This is a genomic window from Holdemania sp. 1001302B_160321_E10 (assembly GCF_015552275.1).
Classification (GTDB): Bacteria; Bacillota_I; Bacilli_A; order Erysipelotrichales; family Erysipelotrichaceae; genus Holdemania.
In genome coordinates this window covers 131629-157910 of sequence record NZ_JADNEM010000006.1, presented here as the reverse complement: position 1 = coordinate 157910, position 26282 = coordinate 131629, and the positions used below count along the sequence as shown (strand labels likewise).

Below are 26282 nucleotides of genomic sequence, written 5' to 3'. Positions count from 1 at the left end.
GAAATGAAGATGAGGGTCTTTTAAATTGAGAACAGATACGATAGAATGAGTAATGGACATAGTGAGATTTCCTTTCTGTAATTTGTGGTGATTTTATTGTAACGGAAATTCTTACCTATGTCTCTTTTTTTATGCTCAAGAAAAAAAGGCGTTGGTTTCCACCAACACCAAAATTTATAGAACCAGTATTGTAGATGAACAATTATCAGAGAACTCAGATTCTATCCGGGAAATTCGAATATGGAAAATTTGATGAAGTTCACATGTCAATGCCATACTTTTCCCATAATTTTTTCTTATAATAAAATTGTCCAAAGGATAAGACCAACAGAAAATCCCTTCAGGACAAGATGTTTTTCCCCTCTCAACCTTAATAATAATCAGGTGATCAAGGCTCCCCTCCTTGGTTGCCGGAGAAAGCCCGCCTTCCCCTGGCGGGTTTTCTTTTCCTGCAAGGAAGACGGCGGTATAATGAAGAAAAGGAGAGCGACGGATTCCTTCGTTAATGGCATCAGGATCCGCCGGATATAGAATTATGGAAGCAAAATTTTATACTTATGAAGAATTTCCTGCCTCTGAACTCACCACGCCGCACATGACAGAGATTGAAATTGATCTTCATCAACGAAGCGTCCACGCTTTGCCGCTTCAGGAATATGCCAGGGCAAAAGATCGGGGACTCCACATCCGGTTCTTACAGCCGTCATTTGTCGCTGAGGAAATGATAGAAGGGCAGCGCTTTCCCATTCTTCTGTTTATCCAGGGTTCAGGTTGGCGTTGGCAGAATGTGGAATCCAACATTTGCAGTCTGGGAAAGATTGCCGTCCACGGCTTTATCGTGGCGATGATCGAATATCGCGGCAGCGAATGCGAGCCTTTCCCCGCGCAGCTGATGGATGTCAAACGAGCGATTCAATATGTCCGCGCGCAGGCGCCAGGCCTTCACGGCGATCCCGATCAGCTGATTTTATGGGGCGGTTCCTCGGGCGGACATTTAGCGGCCCTGACGGCAGTCAGCGAGGCTGCCGGGGCGTTTCCCCTGGAAAACGGCGAAGCGTTTCTGCCCGCAATGAAAGGCGTGATCGACTTCTACGGTCCGGTCAATCTGCTCAGCATGGCGGATCAACTGTCAGCCAGGGAACATGCCGGCGCGGATTCCATTGCCGGAAAGCTGCTGGGCGGGATTGCGGTTAAAGACCATCCGCAGAAGGCCCGTCAGGCCTCCGTCACAACCTATATCGGCAAGGCTCCGCTGCCGCCGTTTCTGATTGTCCACGGCGATAAAGACCGCAATGTACCCATGGCGCAGAGTGTGGAATTGATGGAAGCCTTATTGAAGGAGGGACACGAGGCTGACTTTATCAAAGTGAAGAATGCCGATCACGGCGGCGCCGGAATCTGGAACGATGTGATACTGGATCGCTGCCTGGATAAAATCCAGCTGTGGCTGAATAGAGGATAAGCCTTAAGAAATTCTTCAGGAAGTTCACGGAACCTTCACCTGCTTTTGATTCTTATCCCATAATCTTGCCCTATAATACAAGCATACAAGGAAGGAGGCATCCAAGTTAAACTTCATCAGAAAAAAGCATAAAGATAAAATTCCCTTTACAAAATAAATATTTTCCCCTCTTATTCATAAAAATAATATGCGGAGGCGGGCTTCCCCTCCCGCCTTCCGAAGAATCCTGTTCCCTCCCCTGAACAGGATTTTTTCTATTATAACAACGGGCTTTAGAATAGGAACCAAATAACCAGACGGGCGTAAAGCTGAAAATGATCAAATTCATCATTTCTTCACACAAACTCCATTTTATCACCACATCGGTTTTCTATACTGAAATACAGAAAGGAGGATCGCAAAAGTTTATAAACGCTTTAAACATTTTTCCTCTTCTTAAATTTAAAAAATAATTGAGGACAGGAGCTAATCCCTGAGCGGCTGTTCTCACGCAGTCTGCCGAATCCCTGCGGCGGACCTTGCGGGACAAAGAGTTCTGTATTCCCTGACAGAGCTCTTTTCTTTCGAATTGCTTATCAGAATATCGGAAAACGGGAAGATTCGAGATTTATGGGAAAATTCAGTCAGAATTCTGCCGTTTCCTGATTCAGAATGTGCTAAAATAAATTCATGAGAAAGGGGCTTTTTTATGATTTATACATGTACGTTGAATCCGTCGCTGGACTACTATATGGAATTCGATAAAGTCGAGCTGGGGAAAACCAACCGCAGTTCGCTGGAATACTACGAGGCCGGAGGCAAGGGCATCAATGTTTCTATCGTTTTAAATAATCTGATGATTCCGTCCCGGGCGCTGGGCTTTGTCGGCGGCTTTACTAAGGATTTCTTCATCAGCCTGCTTCAGAAATATGAGTATATCGAACCGGTGTTCACCTTCATTGAAGGCCATACCCGGATTAACGTGAAAGTCAAAGGCGATCTGTTGGAAACGGAGCTGAACGCCAAAGGTCCGAGCATTACCGAAGAAGATATGCGGATGATGTTAAGACGGGTGGAACGGCTTAACCGCAGCGATATTTTTGTGCTGTCGGGCAACTGTCCGGATAATCTGGTTGATCTGACGGAAAAAATGATTCAGCTGTGCATTGAAAACGACGTGAAGTTTGTCCTTGACGTCAATCATGAGCTGCTTCTGCGGTTGTTGAAATACAAGCCATTTCTGGTCCGGCCGAATATCGAGGATCTGGAAACGATGTTCGACGAGGTGATTGCCGATCAGAAACAGCTGATCCATGCCGGACGGCAGTGCGCAAAGCTGGGCGCAGAGAACGTCATCTTGATGATGGGGAAGGACGGCTCGCTGCTGATCAATCAGGACGGCGTGTACCATGCCAATTCGATTGACGCTGAGGTTGTCAATTCCGTCGGCGCGGCCGACAGTATGATTGCCGGCTTCGTGATGAATTACCTGCGTTCCCGCGATATTATTACAACCTTTAAATATGCGAACTGCTGCGGCATCGCGACCGCCTTTTCCAAAGGCATGGCGACGCGTGAAAAAATTGAAAGCCTCTATGACGAAATTATCGTCACAAAGATTGACGAAAACGAAGAGGCTTGATATCATAGACCAAGATGATGCGAGGTGAGAGGATGTACAGAAAATAAGACGAAGAAAATTGAATTTCTGAAATCTTGTTTTTTGTCGTTCTCTTTTTTTACCGTTTACCGCTTCCTAAGGAGGTGGTGCGGATGTTAACTGTAAATCAACTTACAATTAAGACCCTCAAAGATAGAATTCTGATCGATCATTTAAGCTTTACTTGCGTCGCAGGCGATAAACTGGCGGTGATCGGTGAAGAGGGGAATGGCAAAAGCACGTTGTTTAAAGCAATTTACAATCCAGACTTGATTTCAGAATATACCGTGATGGAAGGGACGATTGACCGCCGCGGGGCGGTGATCGGCTATCTTCCTCAGGCGCTGGACGCACGGTGGCATGAAACGTCAGGCCTGGATTTTTGTATGAGCGAAACTCCTTCAGAAATTCCTGATTATGAAAAGATCGGCGAACTGTATGTGCGGTTGGAAGACGTCGGGGCCAGCGCTGATTTGCTGGAAAGAAAAATGGGACAGCTGAGCGGTGGGGAAAAGGTCAAGCTGCAGCTGGTCAAACTGATGTTAAACGAACCAGATCTGATTTTAATGGACGAGCCGACCAACGATCTCGATCTGGAAACGCTGGCAATTTTAGAACGCTTTATTTTGGACAGCCCGGCCGGCATTCTGTTTGTTTCCCATGATGAAACGCTATTGGAACATTGCGCCAACGGCATTCTGCATCTGGAACAGATCGTCCGCAAGACCCAGGCCCGGCATACGTTTGTGCATCTGGGCTATGCTGATTACGTGCGGCAGCGCGAAGCCCTGGCAAATCGGCAGAATCAGCTGTCCGTCAAGGAACATCAGGAATATGCGGCGCAGATGGAGCGTTACCGGCGGTTATACCAAAGCGTTGATCATGCGCTGAATTCCGTCTCCCGGCAACAGCCGCATGCCGCCAAGATGCTCAAGCGCAAGATGCGGTCGGTTAAGGCGTTAGGAGAACGGCTGGAAGACAAACCGCTGACGCATAAGTTTGAAGGTGAGGAACAGATTGAATTGTTTTTTGATCCGGAAGTCAGGATTGCCAATTCCCGCAAACAGATTCTGGATTTCCATCAGCCGCAGCTCTGGGCAGGGACGCATCTTTGCGCGAAGGATATCAACCTTCAGATTGTCGGGCCGCAGAAGGTCGCGATTATCGGGCCCAACGGCTGCGGGAAAACGACGCTGCTGCGGCTGATCTGGAAACAGCTGAAGGACCGGAGAGATCTGCGTGTCGGCTACATGCCGCAGAATTACGAGGAACAGCTGCCGATGGATAGAAATCCGGTTGACTTTTTAAGTGAAGGTCAGGATCAGGCATTCCGCACGCGGATTCAGAATCATTTAGGTTCGCTGAAATTCACACCGGAGGAGATGCGGCAGCCGATGGGGACTTTCTCCAGCGGCCAGAAAGCCAAGATCCTGTTGGTGAAGCTGGTTGTCGATCACAACGACGTGCTGCTTCTGGACGAGCCGACGCGGAATTGTTCGCCGTTATCCGCCGGCCAGATCCGCGCACAGCTGGCGTCGTTTCCCGGCTGCATCCTCGCCGTCAGTCATGACCGCCGCTTTTTAGCCGAGGTGACGGAGCGGATTCTGCGATTGACGCCGCAGGGGCTGGAAGAAGATTCAACGATTGAATTCTAGCCAAACGGGCGATTTTGATTTATACTAATACTGTTATGGCAAGGAGGCAGAATATGAAAAAACAGATCCTGAAAGGTTTAGTTCTGTTAGGCTGCTGCCTGTTGGCGCTTGGCGCCTGCAGTCAGAAGGATAATACGCCGGTGCATTATTTAGACGATTTGAAGATGGTGGACGTCGATATGAGCGGATATCAGGGCTTCAATGTAGCCGAGCATCAGTTCAAGCGGGTAACGCTCAAGGAAGCCAACCGTATTTATAAAGAAGGCGGAAGCGGTATCCTGTATTATGGGTATACAAGCTGCGCCTGGTGTACGCAGGCGGTCCCGGTAATGAACGAGGTTGCCAAAGAACTGGGCCTGACGATTTATTACGTCGATATGGGCACGGACGACGGCAACACGGAGGAAAGCTACAACGAATTTATTGATCTGGTGAAGGATTTTCTGAAAACGGACGATGATGGCGAGCCGGCATTGTATGTACCGCAGGTCTTTGTCGTGAAAAACGGAAAGATTGTGGGCGATCATCTGAGCACTGTCGATTCGTACAGCCCGAGCCAGGGCAACATGACCGACAGCCAGAAAAAAGAGCTGAAGGGCATCTATAAAAAAATGTTTGAAAAACTGAAATAGGATCTTCGCGATCCTTTTCTTTTTTATTCGTTTTTTCTTTACGCCTGAGGTTGAGCGAAAGTAAGCGCTTGTGAAAACAACATTCAGGAAGACGTAAGAAAAACTTAAAGAAAAGCGCATAAAAATTGGGTATAATACGGTCGATGTCAGGAGTGTGATCACAATGAAACGCAGACAAAAACGCAATATGATGCTTTTGGGATTGATCCTGGCCCTTCATCTGCTTTATATTCTGGCGGGCCTGGGCTTGCGGAAAGCCGGGATTCAGCTTCATTTACGATGGTTGTTCTGGAATCTGGGGCTGGCATTCATGCCGATAGCGCTGGCGGTGCCGGCTTATCTGCTGACCAGCTGGCGCAGACACTGGGGGCCGTTTTCTCTGACGCTGGCATTAGGCTGGCTGTTGTTTCTGCCCAACGCCTGTTACATGGTCACGGATCTGATCCATCTTCAAGGCTCGCAGCTGATTGGCGGCAACGGCGTTTATCTGCAAAGCTTATCCGGCTGGGTTCGCTTGATTTATATTGTCGGCGGAATTTTGATGGCGTTAGTCGACGGTCTGTTTTCCACCTCGTTGATCCATCAGAGCGTCAAATGGCGCAAAAATAAAGTGTTTAACTTCTGCTGGATGAGCGTGATCAGCCTGTTGTGCGGTTATGGCGTCTACATCGGCCGGTTTCTGCGGCTGAATACCTGGGATGTGCTGCAGCCGAAGGTCTTGTTAGCGACATTGCTGCAGAACATTGATAAATTTACCGTGCTGTTTTCCTTTATGTTGGCGGCGTTCTATTTTGCGGCCTATCTGATCTTTGATAAACTGATGCGCTCGGAACCGCATGCCTGATCAAAAGATCAGGTTTTTTTATACGCTTTTCAGAGGAGTGTCGAAAAGTGTTCGACACTGTGAACCGCTGGGAAACTACGCGAAAGCAGGGAACAGGAATTAACGGCCGGACCGCTTCAATATTTGATTTTCCGAGGAAAAATGCAGGAAAAACGCATGGAGACTTGGATGAACCGCAGGAATTCTGAATAAAAATGAATTTGTTTTTAGAAACAGGCGTGAATGGCATGCTTCATGCTTATATCAATAAAAAGGAGTGAGTGTTCATGAAGTTTGCGAGTTTGTTTCAGCCGTTAAAAATCAATTCCCTGATGATTGCCAACCGGATCATTTCCGCGCCGATGAACGAGGCGCTCAATGACAAACGCGTCCGCTGCGGAGCAGGAATTCTGATTGCGGGCTGCGGCGGGGTAAATCTGCCCAACGCCTGGTTTGATTCGGAGTATCTGTTTTCCAAAGCCCAGATTCAGAAAACGCGCCAATGGCTGAACTTTATGCGGCAGGGGGGATCAGCGGTGTCGCTGGAGGTCATGCATATGGGCGGCGTTGGACGCGGAGCGCATCCAGAAGATGTGCTGTGGGGATCGACAGATGGAATTAACGCCTATGGCAACCGGGTGAAGGCCATGACGCCGGCAGAGATGGATCAGACGGCGGCCGCATTCGCGCAAACCTGCCGCGACGCTAAAGAATTGGGCTTCGATATGGTCATGCTTCATTTTGCGCATGGCTGGCTGCCGGCACAGTTTCTTTCACCAGCGCTGAATCATCGGACGGACAGCTATGGCGGATGTCTTGAAAATCGGATGACGTTTCCGCTGGCGATAATTAAGGCAGTGCGCGAAGCAGTCGGCCCGGATTATCCGGTGGATCTTCGGATCAGCGCGAAGGAATGGATCGAGGGGGGAATCGGACTGGATGAGGTGCTGACCTTTCTGAAGCAGGCCGAGCCGTATCTGGATATGGTCAATGTGTCAGCCGGACAGGATATGGACAAACAAGGCAACATCCACATGGCGACGTCTGCGCTGGAGCCGCATGGCGTCAACCGCCAGCTGGCCCGCGCAATTAAGCAGACACTTGCGATCCCGGTTGCGGTAGTCGGGGCGATCATGACGCCGCAGGAAGCTGCCGCGGTGATTGAGGAACAGGACGCCGATCTTGTGGTTCTGGGACGGTCCTTGCTGGCGGACGAAGACTGGATTCACAAAGCGGAAGTGGGGCGGGAAGCGGATATCGTGCCCTGCCTGCGCTGCGGCAGCTGCATGCATTGGACGACCGACCGGCGCGATCATGGCTGTTCCGTGAATCCCGCCTATATGAACGGCAGCTGGATGTCCATGGAACGGCCGCCGGTTAAAATCCGCAGGCATGTCGTCGTGATCGGCGGCGGTCCGGCCGGGATGAAGGCGGCGCTGACGGCGGCGCAGCGGGGACATCAGGTCACGCTGCTGGAACAGAAGTCCTGTCTGGGCGGCGCGCTGACTGTTCTGGATCAGGCAAAATATAAAATGGATCTGCGTCGCTACCGGGATTATCTGATAGAACAAATCGGAAAGTCAGAGGTGAACGTCAGGCTGAATACGAAGGCGACCCCGGAAAGCGTCCAAGCCCTGAACCCCGATCATCTAATTCTGGCACTGGGCGGGGAGCCGGTAATTCCGCCGATTCCCGGGATTGAGCGGGGGCTGACGCCTGCACAGGCGTATACAAGTCCGCTTCCTGAAGGAAAATCCGTAGTGATTTTAGGCGGCGGGGCGATCGGCTGCGAGCTGGCGCTGAAGTTTGCAGAGGCTGGATGTCCGGTTGCCCTGATCGAACAGGGAAGTCAGCTTCACCGCGGGGAAAATCAGCTTGTCGGTTTAGCGCTGGACGAGCATATAAGCCGTTGTGACAATCTGACGATCCATCGGGAAACCCGCTGCTTGCAGGTAAATCCGGATCATGTTATTGTGGAAAAAGCCGGCGTGCGCCTGACGATTCCAGCCGGGGTGCTGATCGTCTGCACGGGCATTCAACCGTTAAGCGAGGAAGCTGACCGCTTTTATGGAATTACGTGTCATACCTGGAAAATCGGCGACGTGAAACGTCCGGGAAACATCAAGGCTGCGACATTGGAGGGCTGGATTGCGGGCAGTCAGGACTAAGCCGGATATCCCGGCTTCCTTTCCGACCCGGCCTTTTTGGCAGAATCCTGGCGTTGCTTCAGATAGAAAAATGGTCTGAATTTTATTCTGGCAGAAAAACCTGCGCGGGCAGGTTTTTTTGTGCTTTTGAGGCAATAAGTCAAGGCAGACAGGAAATGCAAATGAAGTCAGGTTTGAAATTTTAGTTTCCTGAAGAGCAGCGTCTGAGGAAATAATCATTCCGCGATGATATTGACAGGGGATGATATTATATCTATAATAGATATATCTTGAATGGATATATCGTGAATAGACTGTGAGGAATAGGAATGCCGAAACAAGATACCTTTGAAACAGAACAGCTGACCGACGCGGCGTTTTACATTTTATTGGCGCTGATCGAGCCGCTGCATGGCTATGCGATTATGAAGTATATTGAACAGATGACAGGGGTTCCGGGAATGATCGGGCCCGGCACGTTGTATACGTTGCTTAAAAAGATGTGCGTCAACGAGCTGATCGCGCAGACAGCCGCAAAGGAAGGAAAGAAGTCCTATGTGCTGACCGATAAAGGAAAGACCTTATTGCGTCATGAATTGACCCGGCGGGAAACGATTGTTGCGGCGGCCCGGAAAAGAATGCAGGAGAAAGGAATGTAACTGATGAAGAAGAAAATCATATTGGCTCAGGGGCTTGTATTTGAGGAAGAGCAGGAAAAGCTGCGGCTGCAGAAGCTGGCGCAGGAAGGCTGGCTGTTTGAGAAGGCAGCCTGGGGTGGTTTATGCTGGGTGCTGGTTCAGGGTGAACCGCAGTTCAGACAGTATGAATTTGATTACCTGCCTTCCGATCCGGCTGAACGGCAGGAATATCTGGCATGGATGGAAGCTTCCGGCTGGCATCCGGCGTTTCGCCAGGATTCGATTGTCTTGTTCTGGACGGACGAAAAGCGGGCGCCGATTCATACGGATGCGGCGACAAAATTGGAATCCTATGCGCCGATCGCCCGACAGATGAACAGGATCAGTCTGATTCTGGGCGGCTTGCTGATCGGGCTTTTGTTCTCCGGGCTTCGAGGGAATGGGATCGCGCTGATCTTTGTGATCGGACTGATTGGTTTTATGATGACGATGTTGTGCGCTTCAGGCTATCGGGTTCGGATACAGCTGCTGAAACGCCAGGCGTCGCTGCAGGAGAAGCTTGACGACAGGCTGCGGAAACAGATTATTACCCAAACGGCTTTCGCACATTTGCTTCTGCTTTTATCGGCGCTGTATCTGGTGATGATCGCCTGTGCGCGCAAGCCGATGCCAGCTGGACTGTGGATTCTGATGATGCTGCAGGTTTGTGCCGGACTGGGGCTGAAACTGATCTGCTGGAAACAAAAAAAGAATCTCGGCTGATGTGGAAAAGCGTCTTTGATTTTAAAAGTAAAGCGATAATTCAATCATGGACTGGAAAAGAAAGCGAAACCCCTTGACCCGTCCCTGGCGTCCGGGCGTAAGTTAGAGGTAAGGAGGATGGCAATAGAAAATGTCAGGGATTTGTAATAAATAAAATAAGAAAAATATGATAAAATAAGAAACATAAAATTGGGAGGGCGATTTCAATGATTGAAGTCTATCACGTAACAAAAAAGTACGGTTCGTTTAAAGCGGTCGACGATCTGTCGCTGACGGCGCACAACGGCCGGATCACGATTCTTCTGGGCCCCAATGGGGCAGGCAAATCCACGACGATTAAAAGTATCGCGGGTCTGCTTAAATTTGACGGTAAAATTCTGATCGACGGTTTTCCGAATTCGTCGATTGATGCAAAACGGCGCTTCGGCTACATTCCGGAAACGCCGGTGCTGTACGAGCAGCTGACGATTCGGGAACATATCCAGTTTATCAGCCGGGCTTATCAGGCCGAAGCGGGAGAAGCTCGGGCACAGGCGCTGCTGGAACGGCTGGAGCTGGCGGACAAGGCGAAAAAAACGGCTCGCGAATTATCCAAAGGGATGTCGCAGAAGCTGTCGATGGTGTTGGCGTTATTGGCGGATCCGGATTCGATCCTGATCGACGAACCGATGATCGGACTCGATCCGGCGGCGATCGAAACGGTGCTGCAGCTGCTGAAAGAGCTGCGCGGCGCAGGCAAAAGCATTCTGATTTCCACGCATATCATCGACATGTTCGAGTCGCTGTGGGATGACGCGTATATTCTGCATCATGGAAAAATTGTGCGGGAAGTCCGGCGCGAGGATCTGGGCGATCAGTCGCTGAAGGAAATCTTCTTTGCCTGCACGCAGGGAGAACAGGGATGAACGCGCTCAGCTATCTGTTTTTTGTCAAGCTCAAAGCGCAGCTCCGCCGGCTGTTTTCCAAGCCTGTTTCAGCGATCGTAACGCTGTTCGTCCTGGCTTTCTTCGGTTTTTCCATTTATTCGGCAGTGTCAAACCGGGAAATGATGTCGGCGATGATGAACGTCCAGTCGGTACAGGGGTGGATGATGTTGTTTTGCGGTTATGTGCTGTTTTTAATGACGGTTATGATCTTGCAGAAACGCTCTGCGATCGTGACGCGCGATGATGCTCAGTTTATTTTCGCAGGCCCGTTTACGCGAAAACAGACGCTGGCTTACTTATTGATTGAAACGGTCGAAGGCAGTCTGATCTATGCGCTGATCGCCGTGGCGTATATCTTAATGATGATGAGCTCCACTGTGATTCTGACCGTTCCGTTAGTGCTTTCGTTAATCCTGAGCAGTCTGTTGATGTTTTACTTTGCGTTTGCCTTATTTACCTGGTTTTATTTTCTGGAATTGGTGAAGCCGCAGGCGAAGTGGATAAAATATGGATTTCTGGCGGTGCTGCTGGGGTTTATCGGTCTGATCGCCATTCGCAACGTCGGTGTTGACGGCGGGATTCAGAGTACGATCACCCGGTTTGTAGCCGATCCGTTGTTTAACTGGGTACCGGTGTTCGGCTGGTGCAAAATGGCGTTAATCGGTCTGGTGAGCCAGGATATGACGGCCTGTCTGATCGGGTTTGCGGCGACGCTGCTTGTCTGCGCCGGGATTACCGCGCTGATTCTGAACGTTAAGGGTGATTTCTACGAACAGGCGATCATGGATGCGGAATGGATCAGCGAGCTGCGGCAGAATGCCCGCGCACGGCGCGCCCAGAGCCAAACCCATGAAAAGGTTGTTTCAGTGAAGCAGGCGCGCTTTGGCAGCGGAGCGGCGGCGCTGGTTTCCAAGAATCTTCTGATCCTGCGCAAGACGCGGCGGTTGCTATCGCTGCAGGAAGTGCTGCTGATCGTGATTTATCTGGGGATTGTCTGGATGAATGGACAAGGTTTTAGCTTTTATCAGTTCTTCGTTCTGATCGTCCTGTTCACCAGTGCGACGACCGACCGGATCGCCCAGGATTTGCGGGTGTTCTATTTATATCTGATCCCGGACCGGCCGATGAAAAAGCTGGCGGCCCTGATGGTACCCTCGATGCTGCACATTGTGGCGGTGGTGTTCGCTTCGTTGGTTCTCTGTCCGTTTGTGCTGGGCAGCAGCTGGGCGGAACTCGTGCCGGCGGCGTTGATGATGACCGGTTTTGGGTGGCTGTTTCTCAGTGCCTCGCTGGTTTGTCTGCGCTTGATGAAAAGCCGCTCGACGCCGCTTATGGAACAGATGATCAAGATGGTTTTCTGTCTGATTCTGGCGATTCCTTACGGCATCACGGTCGTTACGCTGGTGATGATTCCGGGAGTGCCGGCGTTTATGATTCAGCTGGCGGGGCTGATTGTCAACGGTGTGATCGGATTGGCCTGTCTGGCGCTGGCGACGCCGTTGTTGTCCGGCAACAACCTGATGGCGGATTAAGCAAGCTTGGCGGCAGGGGGAGGAAATCCAGCCTGATAACTGACTGAAGAATCAAAAAAACAACGTCTGCGGAAAAGGATTCACGGGAATTCTTCCAGACGTTGTTTTATTTTGAACAGAATTGCCAAAAAGAATAAACGGATCGTCCGGCCTGAACCGCAGCCAGCCACTGTTAAAGCCGCAGAACAAAGTTCCTGGTTTCGTGTTTATCCGTTTTTCGGCCTGGCGCTTGCCGGGGGTTGGGATGAGGGTGAAGCTTGCGGAGTATTGGCGGGCTGAGGCGAAGTCTGGGGAGAAGCGGACGGCGTGACTTTCGGATTCGCCGGCGGTCCGTCCAGTGGATTGACAAAGCTGTCGATTTTCCAGACGCCCTGCTGCTTTACGAGAATAAACTCACTCGTTTCCTCAACTATCTGATCCTGAACCTGCCAGCTTGTCTTTGCGGCGAAGATCAGCTGTTCGTCATCCGCATCCTGCAGCGTGAATTCCGTTTTACGATATTGCCACGAAGCGGCAGCGGTATTGGCAACCCAGCGGGTCTGGCCGCCTTCGGTAACGATCCGCTTCCCAAAAGCGGAAGCTTCCATGGCCTGTCGGCCCGCGGCGGTGAAGAAGAAATCCATGATCTGCGCATAATTTACAATAGCAGTCTGCTGCTCGGCGTCGGCCGTGTCGAGGATGAAATAATTGGAGGATCCCTGGCACAGCTCTAAAATCAATTCCAGGCAAGCCTGTGCTTTTTCCACCGGATCGTCGCTGACTTTCACCTCAAGCGTGATTTCAACGGCATTGCCGGAGGAATCCTGAAACCGGGCCGGCAGGGAATACGTTCCCGGCACAGCATAATCAACGTCGCTGATCAGCCAGCGGAAGTTTTTGGCGAGCGTGGATTCACGGTTGAAATTATCACGCAGCTGAATCCCGGCGGTCTTCGCCGTCAGTTCGGGCGTTTCTCCCGCTAAAAAGACCGGCGGCTGTACAGGCAGCACACAGGTTGGCGCGGTGTGATCGACGGTGGTGACCTTCAGGGTTTTCACGTCGTAATAACCGTTTTTATCCACGGCTTTGACCTTGATATAGGAAGTTCCGAGCAGGGCATTGTTGGCGTTGTTCAGAAAGACGACGTTTTCCTGAGGCAGTTCGTTGCCCTGACTGTCGACAGCCTTGAAATAAGCGCGCAGCACATCTTCTGAAAAATCAGGCTGATTGACCTCGATGACGGCGTCTTCTAAAATCGTAATCTGCGGCGGGCCGGGATTTTCAACCCGCTTGGCGCAGCCGCTCAGAAGCAGGACACATAAAGTCAGCACCCCTGTTTTCTTCAGCATGTTTGAAAGCCTCCTTTCGCGTTTTGAATTTCTCCATTGATATTAATTTTATTCTATCATATTCTGAACGATGAACTTTCATTGCCGCCAATTCGTAAAAGAATTGAAAGAAATCGCGGAATGGATCGAAACTTGTCGGGACTTCTTCCAGGCAAAGGCATTGTCACTTTTTCCTGATTCTGGTAAACTGATGATAAGAAGGTGAAACCATGCAGGAAATCACAATGTTTATTTTAAAGAATTGCCCGTATTGCCGTCAGGCGCAAAAGGATCTCGACGCTTTGCTTGAAGATCCGCGTTATCGGAATATCCGGATTACAAAGATTGACGAAGGCGAGAATCCGAAGCTGGCGGAGCAATACGATTATTATTATGTCCCGACCTTTTATCTGGGCGCGCAGAAGAAACTGGAAGGCGCATTGACGCGGGCGCAGATTCAGGCGCTGCTGGACGAAGCGGCGACAGGATAGGCGGATGAAGGTTATGGACTGGTTGTTTCGCAGAGAGGTGCTGACGGATCAGGAAATTGATCTGGTCAAGGTTATGGAAATCAAACAAGAGGCGGGACGCGGCGATGTGCCGTCAATCGTTTTTGAGATCCGCGAACATGGGAAGCACACTGCTGTGGGACGCTGCGATCTGCGGATGGGGATGAATGAGGAACTGTATTATGCCGGTCAGATCGGGTATACCGTGTATCCGATGTACCGCGGGCATCATTACGCGCTCAAAGCCTGCCGGCTGTTGTTTCAGCTGGCGAAGCAGAAATACGGCATGGATTCGCTGATCATCACCTGCAATCCGGACAATCTGCCCTCAAGGCGGACGCTGGAAGAGCTGGGCGGGGAATTAAAAGCGATTGTCGATGTGCCGAAGGCGCATTATCTGTATCAGTATGGCGACGTTCAGAAATGTATTTTTGAATATCACCTGTAACCGGCGCTGCCGGTTCTTTTCATATCATCCTGCTTGTTCGCTTTGTGAAGCTGAAGCAGAATGGACGCCAGGCCGCCGCGCTTTAGCCCAGGCAGGTTTTCCAAGCTTTTTCAACGCTTGTTTTCAAGCGGATCTTAAGAAAGTCTTTCGTGCAAAGTAGCGCGGATTTCGCTATAATAGGACGTATTGAGGGGTGAAAGCATGCCGGATTTTAATCTCCATACTCATACCGCCCGCTGCCATCACGCCGTCGGCACGGATGAAGCGTATGTTCAGGCGGCGATCAAAGCCGGATTGAAGGTTTTAGGCTTCAGCGATCATTGTCCCTTTGCGTGTTTAAGGGATCAGCGCGACCGCATGAACATTGAAGAAAAAGCCGGCTATCTAAACTCAATCGCAAACCTGAAAGAGAAATACCGGAATCAGATTACAATTCTTACCGGTTTTGAGTTTGAATATTTCCCATCGCTGCGTCCGGAGCTGCAAACGCTTCGGGAGGAAACGGACTATATGATCATTGGCAACCACTACCTGACCCCCGGCGGCATGGATTTCTGCGAGGCGGCAGCGGATGAAAGCGTATTGCTTTATGCGCGGCGGATCGCGATGGCGTTAGAGGAAGGTCTGGCGGATTATGTCGCGCATCCGGAATACTTTATGCTGAGCCGCGATCACTGGTCATTGGCATGCGACGAAGCGGCGCAAATTCTCTGCGCGGCGGCAGTGAAGGCCGGGGTACCGTTGGAAATCAATCTCAAGGGCATGAAGCATGGCAAACTGGCCTATCGCGAAGGCTGGCGCTATCCCTATCCATGGGCGCGGTTCTGGGAGATTGCCGGAAACTTTGGCTGCACGGCGGTCTACGGGCTGGACGCTCATGCTCCGGAACAGTTTGCGCAGATGCCGCAGCGGATTGCCGAGGTGAAAACGTTTATTGATTTAACAGGCGTGCGCGTTTGGGAACAGTGGGATGCGCTGCGTTTGGGAAAGAAGGAAAAGCGATGAAAAAAATATTGAATATCATGGCGAACCGGCTTTTCATCGTGGCCGTTTTAATTCTGCTTCAGCTGGGCTTAATCATCGGCGTGATGGTGAGTTTGTCCGGGTTCAAGCTGGTCAGCGACCTGCTTCGGTTCATCAACTTCTTTTTAATTATTTACATCGTGAATAAACAGGAAAATCCGTCGTATAAACTGGCCTGGATCATTCTGGTGCTCGTCTTCCCGCTGTTCGGCGGGTTGTTTTATCTGATGTTCGGGGGACGGAAAATGCCGAAGGCACTGCGCCGGGAAGCGATGGCGGAAGCGGCCAGGACGCATCCGGTGCTGCCGCGCAATGAAAAAATCCTGACTGAAATTGAAGATCAGAATGAACAGGTCGTCAAGCAGTTCCGGTACGTACTCAACAACGCTTACTATCCGGTCTATAAGAATACGGAAGCGACCTATTGTCCGACCGGTGAGGTGAAGTTCTGGCATATGCTTCAGGAATTGAAGAAAGCCGAGCGGTATATCTTTCTGGAATATTTCATCATCGACAACGGAATCATGTGGGATTCCATTTTGGAAATCTTGATCGAAAAGGTGAAGCAGGGCGTTGATGTGCGGGTGATGTACGATGACGCCGGCTGCGTTTATACGCTGCCGGCCAATTACCGTAAAATCTTGGAAAAGCTGGGAATCCGCTGCGCCGTGTTCAATCCGTTAAAAGCCCGGCTGGTAATCCAGATGAATAACCGCGATCACCGCAAGATCTGTGTGATCGACGGAAAAATCGGCTTTGTCGGCGGGATCAATCTGGCCGACGAATACATCAATGCGTATGAGAAATACGGCCATTGGAAAGACACGGCGGTGATGCTGAAGGGCGAGGCCGTGTGGAGTCTGACCGTCATGTTCTTACAGTTCTGGAACTTTGTTTATAAAGACATGGCCCCGAGTAACTACGACGATTACTGGCCGGTCTACAAGCCGGAGGAACAACCGCAGAGCGACGGCTACATCCAGCCGTTTTCCGACAGTCCGACGGACGAGGAAGAAGTCGGGGCGACGATTCATTTCAACATCATCAATCAGGCCCGGCATTACGTCTACATTCATACACCTTATTTAATCATTGGCTATGAGATGCAGCGGGCTCTGGAAACCGCAGCCAAGGCCGGCGTCGATGTGCGCATCACGGTGCCGCACGTACCGGATAAAAAGCTGGTGTTTATGGTCACGCGCGCCAACTATGAGCCGTTGTTGAAAGCGGGCGTGAAGATTTACGAGTACACGCCGGGCTTTATTCATTCAAAATCCTTTGTCAGCGACGATGAGATCGGGCTGTGCGGTACGACCAACATGGATTACCGCAGCTACTATCTGCATTTTGAGTGCGGGGTGCTGACCTATAAGAGTTCGATCATCAAAGATATGAAGCAGGACTATATCAACACCCTGAAGGATTGCCGCGAAGTCACGCTGAAGGATTGCCGGGATACGCCGGCGGTAGTGCGGCTGGTCCGGGCCATCCTGAATCTGTTCGCACCGATGATGTAGGAGAATCGGCATCGGATGCTGACGGATGGCATGCCGGAAAGAATACTGGAATCCAGAAATGAGCAGAAAGAAGGCGCAGAGAATGAACAGCGTGCAGGTCAGCTTTCATCCCCATACCGAAGCGATTCCCCTGAAGTATGTCGTCATCGTTTTGTTTGACGGTGATCAGGTGCTGTGGGCGCGGCATGCCCGGCGGGCTACCTGGGAAATTCCAGGCGGCCATATTGAACCGGATGAAACTCCGCGTCAGGCGGCTGAACGCGAGCTGTGGGAGGAAACCGGCATCACCAAAGCGGCACTTCAGCCATGCTGCATTTACACCGTCAGCCAGGATGAGCGGTCCACCAGCGGGATGCTTTATTATGCGACCTCAGGCGAACCGGGACCGCTTCCCGCATTTGAAATGGCGGAAGTCCGCTGGTTCAGGGGGCTGCCCGATGAGTTGACCTATCCTCAGATCCAGCCGCGGTTATGGCGGCAGGTAAAACGGATCAGAGCTGAGGATTTGGCAAAGTCCTTCACCCGTTAGCCCCGCGACGAAGATCACAATATTCATTTCCCGCAAAAACAGGCAGCCCGGTTATCCGGGTTGTTTCTTATATGAACAGGGAAAACGGCGTATTTCCCAGACGATATGGATCGCACAACAGCTGTGCAGAATCGTTAAATGTCATCTTTTCTACTGATATAAGAACTTTTTTTGCGATCGAAGACAATTAAAGATTTTGTATAATGAACGCAGAAAGATGAGGATTGTGTCAATGAGAAAAAGATTGGTTTTCAGAGTCGACGACGTCGGCTATACGCCAGCCTATGACATGGGTGCGTTTAAGGCATTTGAATGCGGGATTGCGTCCTCCGCGGACGTGATGTTCGATTCGCCGGATACCGTCGCCGCGTTAACCTGGCTGAAAGATAAGCCGTGGCTGTCAATCGGCTGGCATCGGCATCTGTGGGAAAGTCCGATCCTGCCGCCGGAGGAAGTCCCTTCATTAGTCAATAAAGCAGGTCGTTTTAGATGGGGACACCGGCATCCGGAGTTAATGCGGGAAGCAACTTATGAAGATGCGTATAAAGAATTTGATGCGCAGATGCAGCTGTGTTTCAGCATCCTGGGCAAATATCCCGACGTCGCCAATGTAAAGAACAGCGATCTGCCGCTTGAGAAGGCGTTTAAAGCGATTGTGGAAAAATATGGAATCGCTTATAACATTTTCTCCTCTGCGCCGGATCATCGCCACCCGACAGAATGTGATCCGAAGTATAAGTCATTGCGTTATTATTCTTCTGGTCTGGCAACCAATTCAAGCTATAAACTGGAGGATTTCAAAAATTATCAGCCGCTGGAGAAAATGATGGCGCTGCGGTGGACGGAAGCAGAGGAAGTTTTCATGTACGGCTGGCATCCGGGCTATTGCGATGATCACATCATGGAAGAATCAACCTGCAATCTCCATCGGTGCAAAGAGCTGCAGGCGTGCACCAGCGGGGAATTCAGAAACTGGATTATCGAAAACCAGATTGAACTGATCAATCAACGCGATGTTCTGTATGGAACAAATGAATTTCAGGATCATCTGAAAGCGATCAACAGCCCGCTGTGGATCGGTAATTTTAAATGAATTCCGACACCTGCGTTCCTTTGTCAAAAACAGTCGGGAAATCAGGCGAAAAGGCTTGCATCTTCATCCAGACTTTGGTATATTGAACATACTTCTTGAGGGAGTAGTTTGCGTGGGGAAACCTGCGTGTCAAATCAACACAATGGCGGTGCGCCGCCTGGTTTGGCTTAATGAACAAGACTCAAGCATAGGCTTTAACGAGCTTATGCCTGGGTCTTTTTTTAGGAAGAAAGAGGGAAATGTATGGATGCAAATGTTATGGATGTGGTCACGTTAGTTATGTTAGCGGTCGGTCTGGCGATGGACGCGTTCGCCGTTTCGATCACCGACGGCTTATGTTATGAAAACTTTCACCGCAAAGAAGCGCTGATCACCTCCGGCGCCTTCGGTCTGTTCCAGGGGATCATGCCGCTGATCGGTTATTTCTGCGGCCGGATGTTCAGCGACGCGATCAGCTCAATCGACCATTGGATCGCGCTGATCTTATTGGGGGTGATCGGGCTGAACATGATTAAAGAGGCATGGCAGGAAAGCCGGGAACCGGAATGTGAAAGCTGTCAAACTAAAACGCTGACCTTGCCAACGATCCTGATGCAGGCCATCGCCACCAGCATCGACGCTCTGGCAGTGGGAATCAGCTTCGCGGTCATTCACGTCAATATTTTTACCGCCTGTCTGTTGATCTGCGGGATCACTTTCGGACTGAGTCTGATCGGCGCGGCGATGGGAAAGCGCTTTGGTTCGATGGTCAAAGAAAAAGCCCGGGTGCTGGGCGGTGTGATTTTGATTCTGATCGGGCTGCGGATCTTTGTGGAACACATGTTTTTCTAAATTCTGCGGAAATATCCTCATAAAAGAAATTGTAAAAAAACTTCTTTCGGTAAGAGGTTTTTTTCAGATGAAATTGAAGAGAGTCAGCGCAGCCGAAATAGAATTTCCCGGGCAATGGACCGGGGTTCGCGTCCGGTTGTTTCTATTTTTTCTGAGTCAATGTCGTCATAATGAGGAAGCCGGGCCAAGCTGCGCTCAAGACAGTCCGGTGTTCGCAGGCCCCGGTAGATGTCAGACTGCAGCTGGCGGCGCAGCTGAGCAGGGGAAGGCGATAAGGTAAAATGATTGAAAGTAAACTCGCCGTGAAGCCGTTTTAAAATCGAACGCACGGTTTCGGGGTCGTCCATCACCCAGCTGAACAAAATATAATCGAAGTCCGGCTGGGCGAGGAACTGATTCAATAAATAGGTAATATTGTCCAGAACCATCGCTTTGGTTTGGTCGCTGACTTGAAACGGATGCATCATCCAGCACCAATCCCCATCCAGCCAGACGCTGCGGGTAAGCTGTTCGTTGCATAAGCAGCTGACCGTGGTTTTTCCGCTGCCCATCGTACCGCTGATAAAAATAACTTTCTTCATATTCACTTCCTGCCTTTGTTTTTGATTATAGCATGCTTTAGAAAGAATTAAGAATTTCCTTCAGTGTTGGGCGGAGGAACATGTTAAAATAAAATTAAGTTTATTTCGCAGATTGGGGATGTTTTATGAATACTCAACAAGGAAAAACCGCCGCGCGTCAACGGGCGGTTTCCTCGCGTTCTTCGTCAGGAAAACAGAAACGGGCACATAAACGTTACCGCCTGAAAGCGTCGGTCCGCCGCAAGCTGGCGATTCTGGGCGTGCTGGCAGGGCTGATCGTCGTCGCGCTGCTTTTGTTGTGGCTGTGGCCGGTGCGGGAAAATCGGATCTATCATACTGAAGGCGTGCAGCTGCAGACAGTCAATGGGATTGAAGTCGTGCATGATTACATTCCCGAGGGACATCAGAACCGGCCTGGGATCCAACGTGAGATCCACTGGATCGTCATTCACGAGACAGACAACGAAGCAGCCAGCGCGGACGCCTGGCATCATAACGAATATTTAAAGACGAATGAAACGGATATCAATTCCTGGCATTATACGGTTGACGATCATTCCATCTATCATTCCCTGCCGGATGAGGAAGTCGGCTGGCATGCGGGCGATAAAATGACGGAAAACGGCGGCAATATGACGGGCATCGGTATCGAGCTGTGCGTCAACGAAGGCAATGATTTTGAAAAGACAATGGCGAATGCGGCCGCGCTGTGCGCCGAGCTGATGAAGGTGTATGATCTGCGGATTGAAGATATCAGGCAGCATCATGATTTCTCCGGCAAGGACTGTCCGCATCGGATTTTATCAGCCAAAAGGACGGAAGAATTCGTAAAAATGGTTCAAGAAGCGACGAAACCATGATTTTGTAGTGGTAAATTCAGTTTTTTTTGTTACAATAAATGACTGGATGATTGAGGTGAATTTATGGGAAAAACCGGACTGGTTTTAGAAGGCGGCGGCATGCGCGGCGCCTATACGGCTGGGGTTTTGACATGGCTGATCGACCAGGGCATCGAATTTGACTACGGCGTGGGCATTTCGGCCGGCGCGATGAACCTGTGCAGCTTTGCGATGCGGAATAAGCAGTATCTGTATGATGTCGGCGTTATCTACATGCCGGACAAACGGAATGTAGGACTGAATCCATTATTCAAGGAACGGCATTACGTTGGCTATGACTTCATGTTTGACCGGCTGCTGAAGGACACGATCCATTATAAACTGGACGCGCTGCGAAAGTCGCCGATGGAGATTGAGATCGGCCTGTTCAATTTAAATACTTCCAAAGTGGAGTGGGTCAGGAAACAGGAACTGGACGACGATCTGCGGCTGTTAAAAGGGGCTTGCACCTTACCGCTGGCCGGCTCGCCGGTGCCCTATCGCGATGGATTGTATATCGACGGCGGCGTCACGACGATGGTGCCGATCAAGCGTTCGCTGGGGTATGGCTGCGATAAGCATCTGGTGATCGTGACCAAGGATGAGGGCTATGTGCGCAAGCCGAGCAGTAAGATGCTGCTGAATACCTCGAAGCTGGCGTATCATAATCAGGCGTTGATCGACGCACTGAAAATCCGCAGCGATGTATATTATGAAGAAATGAATCTGGTTGGTGATTTACAGAAGGAAGGCAGAGCGTTGTTGTTAAGACCTTCCAAGAATCTGGGCGTGAAGCGGTTCTCCGGCGATGCGGAAGCTTTGAAGCAGTTATTTGAACTGGGCAAGGTCGATTGTGAAACGCGGAAAGCGGAGCTGCTGAATTTCCTGGGCAAAGTATGAGTTCAATGCAAAAAGAAACAAAAACGATTTCTGATCAGTTTGATCAGGAATTTTTTTGTTTTTCGCTCTGCGCACTCTCCCGACCTATTCCATTGGCTTCTGAAACAGGCAAGCATTCAAGCGTGAAGATCAGAATTAATAAGCGTAGATAACAGAGTAGATAACAGAAATAAGATAGTGATATTATGATAAAATGTTTAATTTTACTTTTTTACTATTTTAATTACTGAAAATTTGAGTACAATAAGAAGATAGTCACTAAAAAAGGATACTTAAAAGAAATATGATGAAATATAAAGCCATGATTAATCACGTGATTCAACTAAAAAAAGAGAAACCGATCCTGATGTGGGCCGGTACAATTCTGATCATCGCGCTCGTTTCATTCTTGATCGCTTCGTTCTTCTGCTTTCCCTTTAACAACGGTCAGGTTCATCTGGGCGCCGATACCGGTTTCCACATCAACCGGATTATCAGCCTGATGGAGGCCCAGCAGAACAACGTCGAATACCCCTATCTGTTCTGGAATCAGAATTACAATTTCGGATATCCGACGCCGATCTTTTACTGCAACCTCTTTCTGTACTGGCCGGCCGCGCTGTTGACGGACGGCATGCTTCCGGTGCTGGTGTATAAGAAGTATGTGTTCGGGTTAGTCTGGATTGCGACGATGATGATCGGTCTGTGCAGCTATAAGGTAAGCAAGCGCAGCGGTTACGCGGCGATTCTGGCGATGCTGCTGTTCATGCTGAACACTCACAGCATTACCGATATTCTGCGGCGGGGCGGACTGGGCGAGCTGCTGGCGCTGGTCTTCATTCCGATCTGTCTGGCGGGAATCTATCAGACGATGTACAAGGACAGCCGGCGCTGGATCTGGCTGGCGGTGGGGTATTGCGGCTTGGTGCTTTCGCACAACATCAGCTTTATCTTAATGTGCATTGTATTCGCGGTCTTCGCTTTGATCAACATGAAGAAGCTGTGGCGGGAAAAAATCCGGATCCTGAATATCCTGCAGGCGATTCTGGCGGCGCTGGCCTGCGCCTGGTTCTTCATCGCTCCGATGCTGGAACAGATGGGCGCGGTGGATATGGTCGTCTCGCATACGTTTAATCTGGGCGGCGGACTGGCGGCTTCCGCTGTCGATCTGTCGGAAATCTTCAACTTCACCGTCGATACTACGGTGTATCTGAATAATTCTCCGGGGCCGTTTCTGATCTTCATGCCGCTGATCGGCTTCGCGGTAAAGGAGAAGCGCAAGCGCAATCCGTTTATATTCCACTGCTGGATTATCGGCTATGCGTCGATGTTGATGATGACGAAGCTGTTTCCCTGGCAGCTGTTTCCATTTTTCAGCTTCATGCAGTTTGTCCAGCGGCTGCTGCCGGTCTGCATTCCGATGCTGGCGCTGGCCGGCGGGTATTACTGGTCTGTTTTCATCCGGAATTTTAAGCGGGTGGAATTCAGGATCCTGCTGAAAACAGTCAGCGTAATCGTGATCTTGATTCCAACCTATTCTATGCTGAAGGTGAATTATGATCAGATCTACGGCTATCCGGATTCCATGACGGTGGAGGAAGCGCAGCTGAATGTTTATGGAGAAACCCAGGAAACTGCGGTCTACAATGTCCAGCAGTTAAGCAGCGCGGATTATCTGCCGTATGACGTGGACGTCGATTACAAGGATTACCGCGAATGGGTGAAATGGGCGGTGTCGCCAAGCGAATCGTTTATCGACAGCAGTATGAAGCTGCTGATCAATGATAAGAACGTTGATGAAAGCGAGTATGGGCATTTCAAGTTTGTTGTAAAATCGGGGCCAAGCGGCCAGTGGCTCACCGTCCCGCGGACGTATTATTACGGCTATGAGGTTGATGCGATCAAGGAGGGCGAAGTGATCGCCACGATTATTCCTTACGCTGCAAAGAACACCGGACTGGTCACGTTTGACATGTTGGAAAGTGAAGGGCCGATTACCTATGACGTCGTCTACCGCCCAACTTCCGTTCAGACTTCCAGCATGGCTTTTTCGATTGCAGCCGTAAAGGTTGTCCTTGTGCTTTATGTTCTGGAACGCATTCTGTATTACGCGCTGGCGCTGACCCGGGGATTTCGCAAAGCTTCAGCGAAATCGACGCAGCGACCGGCAAATCCGAAACGGTCGGAATCGCGGGAATAGCGCGGGCTGGTTCTGATCAGGATCGCTGCAAAAATAAAGGAAATCATAAAACAGAAAGACGCCGGAAATACCGGCGTTTTTGGTTTGAGGCTGCCGGTCAGCCTGCTGCGGTGAAAGGGGATGGGGAGCAGTCACGAAAAAAGCGAGAACCCATTTCCTTTTAGTGTGTGTTGATAAAAAAATAACATGATATAATTTTAACAAGATTTAAGGAGGAAAATGAAGAATGAAAAAAGCAATGCTTTACCTGACCAGTTTCCTCATGATCTGTTCAATGGCCGGATGCTCAACTCCGAAGAAGGATGAGCCGGCGGCCGCGACAGGCATGAAGGCTGGGACGTACACCGCGACATCGCAGGGAATGAACGATGCCGTTGAAGTCACCGTTGAAGTCAGCGAGGACGCCATTGTTTCCGTTAAGGTAACAAAGGATTCAGAAACACCGGGGATCGGCGGCGTTTTGAAAAACGCGGCGGGAACGGAATTGGATGAAGGCGGGAAAGCACCGACAGTCTTGATTCCGGAAGAAATTGTAGCCAATCAGAGTTTGGACGTCGATACCGTAGCGGGCGCGACGATCACTTCCGCGGCGGTCATCAACGCTGTGAAAGACTGCCTGACGCAGGCAGGCGCGGATCCGGCGAACTGGATGAAGGAAGTCGCTTCTGAAGCACAGCAGGATCAGAGCGCAGACGTTGTCGTTGTTGGCGGCGGCGGAGCAGGCCTGGCGGCGGCGATCGCGGCTTCTCAGAAGGGCGCTAACGTTATCATCGTTGAAAAGAACGGTGAAGTCGGCGGCGATACCTTAGTCTGCGGCGCGATTTACAACACACCGGACGAACCTTTGCAGAACAAGGTAACGATGACGGATGCTGTGAAGACGACCGTTGAAAAAGCTCTGGCGGAAGATCCGATCAACGATGCGCATGCTGCATTGCAGAAGGAAGTTCAGGCACAGTGGGACGAATACAAGGCCAGCGGCCGTACCGATCTGTTCGATACGAAAGAATGGTATGCGCTGCAGACATGGATCAACGGCGATAAAGTCGGCGATCTCGATTTAGTCAAGGTTCTGTGCTACGATTCCTATGAAGGTCTGGAATGGATCGAATCACTGGGTATGGAATTCAGCGATATCATCGGCCAGGGCGCAGGCAGCTTGTGGCAGAGAACACATACGAGCACGATGCAGATGGGCACCGGCTTTATCTCCACGTATGTTGAAAACATTTTGAAAGATGAAAAGATTACCGTTCTGACCAGCAGCACCGCTGAAAAACTGGTTCAGGATGATGCAGGAAAAGTGACTGGCGTTGTCTGCAAGGACAAAGCGGGCAATGAATTCACCGTCAGCGCGAACATGGGCGTCGTTCTGGCAACCGGCGGTTTCGCAGCCAACAGCAAGATGGTTCAGGAATACAACACCTCCGGCAAGTGGAACGATTTGAGCAAGGTCATGACGACCAACCGTTTCAGCTGCTCGCAGGGCGACGGCATCTCGATGGCTCTGGAAGTCGGCGCTTCCTTAACCGATATGGAACAGATTCAGCTGCTGTACCTGGGCAACGTAAAAGATGGCCAGCTGACGAAATATCCGCCGCGTGACGTCAACGGCACCGATCAGATCATCTTCATCAACAAAGAAGGCAAGCGTTTCGTTCGTGAAGACGGCCGTCGTGACGAGATCTGTCTGGCTGTTATGGCGCAGACCGATTCGATGTTCTACATGCTGGAATCCGGCGACGGTGCGGGCTATGTTGACATTACCGACCCGAACTGGCGTTCAGCCGACGGATTTACGTTTGATTATTTGAAAGAAAACGGGTATATTTTAGTTGCGGATACATTGGAAGATCTGGCTTCTCAGATGGGCATTGACGCCGCGACGTTAAAAGAGACTGTTGACAGCTTCAACGCGGCTGCGGATGGCGGAACTGACGAATTCGGCAGAACGCTGTACTCCACAAAGCTCGAGAACGGACCATGGGTTGCGACAGCTCGTCAGGCTTGCGTCCATCATACGATGGGCGGCGTGACGATCGACACGGAAACCCGTGTTCTGAACGAAGCAGGCCAGCCGATTTCCGGTCTGTATGCAGCAGGCGAAATCACCGGCGGCATCCACGGTGCTAACCGTTTAGGCGGCAACGCGGTTGTTGATACGGTTGTCTTCGGTAAGCTGGCAGGCGAAACGGTCGTCGCTGACGCGAAGTAGTCCTCCAGATAACCAATGATTAAAAAAAGCATCCATTTTGACCATGGATGCTTTTG

At 50.5% G+C, this 26282-nt stretch carries 23 protein-coding genes; 21 read left to right on the top strand and 2 right to left on the bottom strand.

Going from position 1 to position 26282, the window contains the following annotated elements; all coding sequences use genetic code 11:
* The first annotated feature begins 535 nt into the window (after positions 1-535).
* From I2D94_RS05580 to I2D94_RS05535, 10 genes are all read left to right on the top strand, one after another.
* Positions 536-1462, top strand: coding sequence for an alpha/beta hydrolase (locus I2D94_RS05580; RefSeq protein ID WP_072684842.1), 927 nt, complete (start codon positions 536-538; stop codon positions 1460-1462).
* Between the two features lie 688 nt (positions 1463-2150).
* Positions 2151-3083, top strand: coding sequence for a 1-phosphofructokinase family hexose kinase (locus I2D94_RS05575; protein WP_072684843.1), 933 nt, complete (start codon positions 2151-2153; stop codon positions 3081-3083).
* A 131-nt stretch (positions 3084-3214) separates the two neighbouring features.
* A complete protein-coding gene (locus I2D94_RS05570; RefSeq protein WP_195395919.1) occupies positions 3215-4756 on the top strand; it encodes an ATP-binding cassette domain-containing protein in 1542 nt (513 codons plus the stop codon).
* A 53-nt stretch (positions 4757-4809) separates the two neighbouring features.
* A complete protein-coding gene (locus I2D94_RS05565; RefSeq protein WP_195395918.1) occupies positions 4810-5388 on the top strand; it encodes a transporter accessory protein in 579 nt (192 codons plus the stop codon).
* 163 nt (positions 5389-5551) lie between these two features.
* Positions 5552-6232: a DUF1361 domain-containing protein gene (locus I2D94_RS05560; RefSeq protein ID WP_195395917.1), complete on the top strand. Its 681-nt coding sequence runs from the start codon at positions 5552-5554 to the stop codon at positions 6230-6232.
* A 266-nt stretch (positions 6233-6498) separates the two neighbouring features.
* Complete coding sequence (locus I2D94_RS05555) at positions 6499-8379, top strand: FAD-dependent oxidoreductase (protein ID WP_195395916.1); 1881 nt, start codon at positions 6499-6501, stop codon at positions 8377-8379.
* A 308-nt stretch (positions 8380-8687) separates the two neighbouring features.
* Positions 8688-9017, top strand: a complete 330-nt coding sequence (locus tag I2D94_RS05550) for a PadR family transcriptional regulator (protein WP_072684848.1) — start codon at positions 8688-8690, stop codon at positions 9015-9017.
* Positions 9018-9020: 3 nt separating this feature from the next.
* Positions 9021-9758: a DUF2812 domain-containing protein gene (locus I2D94_RS05545; RefSeq protein WP_195395915.1), complete on the top strand. Its 738-nt coding sequence runs from the start codon at positions 9021-9023 to the stop codon at positions 9756-9758.
* A 206-nt stretch (positions 9759-9964) separates the two neighbouring features.
* Positions 9965-10663 carry an ABC transporter ATP-binding protein gene (locus I2D94_RS05540; RefSeq protein ID WP_072684850.1) on the top strand — a complete coding sequence of 233 codons (699 nt, stop codon included), beginning with the start codon at positions 9965-9967 and terminating at the stop codon, positions 10661-10663.
* The gene (locus tag I2D94_RS05535; protein ID WP_195395914.1) at positions 10660-12216 is read left to right on the top strand and encodes a putative ABC exporter domain-containing protein; all 1557 of its coding nucleotides are present in this window, start codon (positions 10660-10662) and stop codon (positions 12214-12216) included. The genes I2D94_RS05540 and I2D94_RS05535 overlap by 4 nt, the downstream gene beginning before the upstream one ends.
* A gap of 206 nt (positions 12217-12422) precedes the next feature.
* On the opposite strand, the gene I2D94_RS05530 is transcribed toward I2D94_RS05535, so the two are convergent.
* Positions 12423-13544, bottom strand: coding sequence for a hypothetical protein (locus I2D94_RS05530; protein ID WP_195395913.1), 1122 nt, complete (start codon positions 13542-13544; stop codon positions 12423-12425).
* Between the two features lie 209 nt (positions 13545-13753).
* Between I2D94_RS05530 and I2D94_RS05525 the strand changes: the two genes are divergently transcribed.
* The 7 genes from I2D94_RS05525 to I2D94_RS05495 all read left to right on the top strand — a co-directional run bounded on the left by I2D94_RS05525 (position 13754) and on the right by I2D94_RS05495 (position 19473).
* On the top strand, positions 13754-14014 hold the full coding sequence (locus tag I2D94_RS05525; protein ID WP_195395912.1) for a thioredoxin family protein: 261 nt from the start codon (positions 13754-13756) through the stop codon (positions 14012-14014).
* 13 nt (positions 14015-14027) lie between these two features.
* On the top strand, positions 14028-14480 hold the full coding sequence (locus I2D94_RS05520) for a GNAT family N-acetyltransferase (protein ID WP_072684854.1): 453 nt from the start codon (positions 14028-14030) through the stop codon (positions 14478-14480).
* 201 nt (positions 14481-14681) lie between these two features.
* The gene (locus I2D94_RS05515) at positions 14682-15485 is read left to right on the top strand and encodes a histidinol-phosphatase (RefSeq protein WP_195395911.1); all 804 of its coding nucleotides are present in this window, start codon (positions 14682-14684) and stop codon (positions 15483-15485) included.
* The gene (cls, locus tag I2D94_RS05510) at positions 15482-17020 is read left to right on the top strand and encodes a cardiolipin synthase (RefSeq protein WP_195395910.1); all 1539 of its coding nucleotides are present in this window, start codon (positions 15482-15484) and stop codon (positions 17018-17020) included. The genes I2D94_RS05515 and cls overlap by 4 nt, the downstream gene beginning before the upstream one ends.
* A gap of 25 nt (positions 17021-17045) precedes the next feature.
* Positions 17046-17549 (top strand): NUDIX domain-containing protein, encoded by a 504-nt coding sequence (locus I2D94_RS05505; RefSeq protein ID WP_304607853.1) that lies wholly within the window; start codon positions 17046-17048, stop codon positions 17547-17549.
* 232 nt (positions 17550-17781) lie between these two features.
* Positions 17782-18642, top strand: coding sequence for a ChbG/HpnK family deacetylase (locus I2D94_RS05500; RefSeq protein WP_195395909.1), 861 nt, complete (start codon positions 17782-17784; stop codon positions 18640-18642).
* Positions 18643-18885: 243 nt separating this feature from the next.
* On the top strand, positions 18886-19473 hold the full coding sequence (locus I2D94_RS05495; protein ID WP_229056768.1) for a manganese efflux pump MntP family protein: 588 nt from the start codon (positions 18886-18888) through the stop codon (positions 19471-19473).
* An 83-nt stretch (positions 19474-19556) separates the two neighbouring features.
* On the opposite strand, the gene I2D94_RS05490 is transcribed toward I2D94_RS05495, so the two are convergent.
* Positions 19557-20054: an AAA family ATPase gene (locus tag I2D94_RS05490; RefSeq protein ID WP_195395908.1), complete on the bottom strand. Its 498-nt coding sequence runs from the start codon at positions 20052-20054 to the stop codon at positions 19557-19559.
* Positions 20055-20179: 125 nt separating this feature from the next.
* On the opposite strand from I2D94_RS05490, the gene I2D94_RS05485 reads away from it, so the two are divergent.
* From I2D94_RS05485 to I2D94_RS05470, 4 genes are all read left to right on the top strand, one after another.
* The gene (locus I2D94_RS05485) at positions 20180-20914 is read left to right on the top strand and encodes an N-acetylmuramoyl-L-alanine amidase family protein (RefSeq protein ID WP_195395907.1); all 735 of its coding nucleotides are present in this window, start codon (positions 20180-20182) and stop codon (positions 20912-20914) included.
* Positions 20915-20977: 63 nt separating this feature from the next.
* Complete coding sequence (locus tag I2D94_RS05480; RefSeq protein WP_195395906.1) at positions 20978-21832, top strand: patatin family protein; 855 nt, start codon at positions 20978-20980, stop codon at positions 21830-21832.
* Positions 21833-22115: 283 nt separating this feature from the next.
* On the top strand, positions 22116-24011 hold the full coding sequence (locus I2D94_RS05475; RefSeq protein ID WP_195395905.1) for a hypothetical protein: 1896 nt from the start codon (positions 22116-22118) through the stop codon (positions 24009-24011).
* 226 nt (positions 24012-24237) lie between these two features.
* Positions 24238-26226, top strand: coding sequence for an FAD-dependent oxidoreductase (locus I2D94_RS05470; protein ID WP_072684863.1), 1989 nt, complete (start codon positions 24238-24240; stop codon positions 26224-26226).
* The last annotated feature ends 56 nt before the right edge of the window (positions 26227-26282 follow it).

Coding starts and splice junctions, on each gene's coding strand:
- I2D94_RS05580 (WP_072684842.1), top strand. CDS start 536: ATGGAAGCAAAATTTTATACTTATGAAGAATTTCCTGCCTCTGAACTC.
- I2D94_RS05575 (WP_072684843.1), top strand. CDS start 2,151: ATGATTTATACATGTACGTTGAATCCGTCGCTGGACTACTATATGGAA.
- I2D94_RS05570 (WP_195395919.1), top strand. CDS start 3,215: ATGTTAACTGTAAATCAACTTACAATTAAGACCCTCAAAGATAGAATT.
- I2D94_RS05565 (WP_195395918.1), top strand. CDS start 4,810: ATGAAAAAACAGATCCTGAAAGGTTTAGTTCTGTTAGGCTGCTGCCTG.
- I2D94_RS05560 (WP_195395917.1), top strand. CDS start 5,552: ATGAAACGCAGACAAAAACGCAATATGATGCTTTTGGGATTGATCCTG.
- I2D94_RS05555 (WP_195395916.1), top strand. CDS start 6,499: ATGAAGTTTGCGAGTTTGTTTCAGCCGTTAAAAATCAATTCCCTGATG.
- I2D94_RS05550 (WP_072684848.1), top strand. CDS start 8,688: ATGCCGAAACAAGATACCTTTGAAACAGAACAGCTGACCGACGCGGCG.
- I2D94_RS05545 (WP_195395915.1), top strand. CDS start 9,021: ATGAAGAAGAAAATCATATTGGCTCAGGGGCTTGTATTTGAGGAAGAG.
- I2D94_RS05540 (WP_072684850.1), top strand. CDS start 9,965: ATGATTGAAGTCTATCACGTAACAAAAAAGTACGGTTCGTTTAAAGCG.
- I2D94_RS05535 (WP_195395914.1), top strand. CDS start 10,660: ATGAACGCGCTCAGCTATCTGTTTTTTGTCAAGCTCAAAGCGCAGCTC.
- I2D94_RS05530 (WP_195395913.1), bottom strand. CDS start 13,544: ATGCTGAAGAAAACAGGGGTGCTGACTTTATGTGTCCTGCTTCTGAGC.
- I2D94_RS05525 (WP_195395912.1), top strand. CDS start 13,754: ATGCAGGAAATCACAATGTTTATTTTAAAGAATTGCCCGTATTGCCGT.
- I2D94_RS05520 (WP_072684854.1), top strand. CDS start 14,028: ATGGACTGGTTGTTTCGCAGAGAGGTGCTGACGGATCAGGAAATTGAT.
- I2D94_RS05515 (WP_195395911.1), top strand. CDS start 14,682: ATGCCGGATTTTAATCTCCATACTCATACCGCCCGCTGCCATCACGCC.
- cls (WP_195395910.1), top strand. CDS start 15,482: ATGAAAAAAATATTGAATATCATGGCGAACCGGCTTTTCATCGTGGCC.
- I2D94_RS05505 (WP_304607853.1), top strand. CDS start 17,046: ATGGCATGCCGGAAAGAATACTGGAATCCAGAAATGAGCAGAAAGAAG.
- I2D94_RS05500 (WP_195395909.1), top strand. CDS start 17,782: ATGAGAAAAAGATTGGTTTTCAGAGTCGACGACGTCGGCTATACGCCA.
- I2D94_RS05495 (WP_229056768.1), top strand. CDS start 18,886: ATGGATGCAAATGTTATGGATGTGGTCACGTTAGTTATGTTAGCGGTC.
- I2D94_RS05490 (WP_195395908.1), bottom strand. CDS start 20,054: ATGAAGAAAGTTATTTTTATCAGCGGTACGATGGGCAGCGGAAAAACC.
- I2D94_RS05485 (WP_195395907.1), top strand. CDS start 20,180: ATGAATACTCAACAAGGAAAAACCGCCGCGCGTCAACGGGCGGTTTCC.
- I2D94_RS05480 (WP_195395906.1), top strand. CDS start 20,978: ATGGGAAAAACCGGACTGGTTTTAGAAGGCGGCGGCATGCGCGGCGCC.
- I2D94_RS05475 (WP_195395905.1), top strand. CDS start 22,116: ATGATGAAATATAAAGCCATGATTAATCACGTGATTCAACTAAAAAAA.
- I2D94_RS05470 (WP_072684863.1), top strand. CDS start 24,238: ATGAAAAAAGCAATGCTTTACCTGACCAGTTTCCTCATGATCTGTTCA.